This is a genomic window from Cryobacterium sp. MLB-32, assembly GCF_000738085.1.
Classification (GTDB): domain Bacteria; phylum Actinomycetota; class Actinomycetes; order Actinomycetales; family Microbacteriaceae; genus Cryobacterium.
Window position 1 is genome coordinate 1 of the sequence record NZ_JPRS01000231.1, and the last position, 2492, is coordinate 2492.

At 61.6% G+C, this 2492-nt stretch carries 3 protein-coding genes; all 3 read right to left on the bottom strand.

Annotated features, from left to right (window positions below; genetic code table 11):
- Positions 1 to 1366 (bottom strand): elongation factor G (gene fusA / locus JF66_RS16645; RefSeq protein WP_035879778.1); only part of this gene is annotated, 1366 nt, incomplete at its 3' end.
- Positions 1367 to 1468: 102 nt separating this feature from the next.
- The gene (gene rpsG / locus JF66_RS16650) at positions 1469 to 1939 is read right to left on the bottom strand and encodes a 30S ribosomal protein S7 (RefSeq protein ID WP_035834603.1); all 471 of its coding nucleotides are present in this window, start codon (positions 1937 to 1939) and stop codon (positions 1469 to 1471) included.
- A complete protein-coding gene (gene rpsL, locus JF66_RS16655) occupies positions 1939 to 2313 on the bottom strand; it encodes a 30S ribosomal protein S12 (RefSeq protein ID WP_035834602.1) in 375 nt (124 codons plus the stop codon). The genes rpsG and rpsL overlap by 1 nt, the downstream gene beginning before the upstream one ends.
- Between the last annotated feature and the right edge of the window lie 179 nt (positions 2314 to 2492).

Below are 2492 nucleotides of genomic sequence, written 5' to 3' on the forward strand. Positions count from 1 at the left end.
TCTGGCCAGTTTCCTGGTTCTGCTCGGTCCGGAACGTGGGGTCTTCTTCGGCGAGCTTCTGAATGGCAAGGCCCAGCTTTTCCTGGTCCTGCTTCGTCTTCGGCTCGATCGCGACCTCGATAACCGGGTCAGGGAACGTCATGGACTCGAGTACGACCTGGTTGTTCGGGTCGCACAGGGTGTCGCCCGTGGTGGTGTCCTTGAGGCCGATGACCGCGTAGATGTGACCGGCGGTAACGAAACCGACCGGGTTCTCTTTGTTGGCGTGCATCTGGAAGATCTTGCCGATGCGCTCCTTCTTGCCCTTGGTCGAGTTGATGACCTGGGCTCCGGAGTCGAGGCGGCCGGAGTACACGCGCACGTAGGTGAGGCGACCGAAGAACGGGTGCACCGCAACCTTGAATGCCAGAGCCGTGAAGGGCTCGTCGGCATCCGGGTGACGCATGATGACCTTTTCCTCATCGCGAACGTCGTGCGCCTCAATGGCGGCCACGTCGAGCGGGGTGGGGAGGTAGTCAACGACAGCATCAAGCATCGGCTGAACGCCGCGGTTCTTGAACGCAGAACCGCAGAGAACGGGGTAGATCTCGCTGTTGATGGTGAGCTTGCGAATGGCGCCCTTGATCTCGGCGACAGTCAGCTCTTCACCGGCGAAGTAACGCTCCATGAGGTCATCGTCGGTCTCGGCGACGGTCTCGAGCAGAAGCTTGCGGTACTCGGCAGCCTTCTCCACGAGGTCGGCGGGGATCTCTTCGATGGCGTACTTCGAGCCCATCTCCACGTCACCCTTGGAGTCTCCGCGCCAGGTGAGTGCACGCATCTGAACGAGGTCGACAACACCCTCGAAGCTGGACTCTTCACCGATCGGCAGCTGGATGACCAGCGGCTTTGCGCCGAGGCGCTTGATGATGGTGTCAACCGTGAAGTAGAAGTCCGCGCCGAGCTTGTCCATCTTGTTGACGAAGCAAATGCGGGGAACGTCGTACTTGTCGGCCTGACGCCACACGGTTTCGGACTGGGGCTCAACGCCCTCCTTGCCGTCGAACACAGCAACGGCACCGTCGAGGACGCGGAGCGAACGCTCCACCTCCACGGTGAAGTCGACGTGGCCGGGGGTGTCGATGATGTTGATCTGGTTGTTGTCCCAGAAACACGTCGTCGCCGCGGAGGTGATCGTGATGCCACGTTCCTGCTCCTGCGCCATCCAGTCCATCGTGGAGGCGCCGTCGTGGGTCTCACCGATCTTGTGGTTGACACCCGTGTAGAACAGGATGCGCTCAGTCGTGGTGGTCTTGCCAGCATCAATGTGAGCCATGATGCCGATGTTGCGGACCTTACTCAGGTCGGTGAGCACGTCAAGTGCCACGGGGGTCCTCCGGAAGGGTAGGGGTGGAAAGAGTGGAACAAAGCCGTCCTCCGGGCCCGCCGCACAGCGGCGAGCCCGGAGTTCCAGCCTGTCGAGACCGAACTACCAGCGGTAGTGAGCGAAGGCCTTGTTCGCCTCGGCCATCTTGTGGGTGTCTTCACGACGCTTCACAGCGGCGCCAAGGCCGTTGCTCGCGTCGAGAATCTCGTTGGTGAGACGCTCGGTCATCGTCTTCTCGCGACGAGCCTTCGCGTAGCTGGTCAACCAACGAAGCGCCAGGGTGTTGGCGCGGTGCGGCTTGACCTCAACGGGCACCTGGTACGTGGAGCCACCGACGCGGCGCGAACGCACCTCGAGGGTCGGGCGCACGTTGTCGAGTGCCTTCTTCAGCGTGACAACCGCATCCAGCTCGTTCTTGGCGGAGACGCCGGCGAGTGCATCGTAAACGATGCGCTCGGCGAGGCCCTTCTTGCCATCGAGGAGGATCTTGTTGACCAGCTGGCTGACGATGGGAGCACCGTAAACCGGATCTGCTACTACGGGGCGCTTGGGAGCGGGACCTTTACGAGGCATTACTTCTTCTCCATCTTTGCGCCGTAGCGGCTACGAGCCTGCTTGCGGTTCTTGACGGCCTGGGTGTCCAGTGCGCCGCGAATGATCTTGTAACGCACGCCGGGGAGGTCCTTAACACGGCCTCCGCGCACGAGCACCATCGAGTGCTCCTGCAGGTTGTGGCCCTCGCCGGGAATGTAGGCGGTGACCTCGGTGCCGTTGGACAGCTTGACGCGGGCGACCTTACGCAGGGCCGAGTTCGGCTTCTTCGGGGTGGTCGTGTATACACGGGTGCATACGCCGCGCTGCTGCGGGTTGGACTTCAGGGCGGGAGCCTTGGTCTTGGTGACCTTGGGGCTGCGGCCCTTTCTGACCAACTGCTGAATGGTGGGCACTAATTACTCCTTGTTATTGCTGCACGGTGACAGCTTTGTGATGGTTAGCATTCGCTTCGTCCGTTTCCGGGTGAATCGAGTTCATCTGGACCCGCCGTTCCGCACGAAATTGCTTTCGCTTCGGTTCGGTGGGTATGCCGTGGGGGCTGCTCGGTGAGCAAACCCTGCAGTGTGGCCGC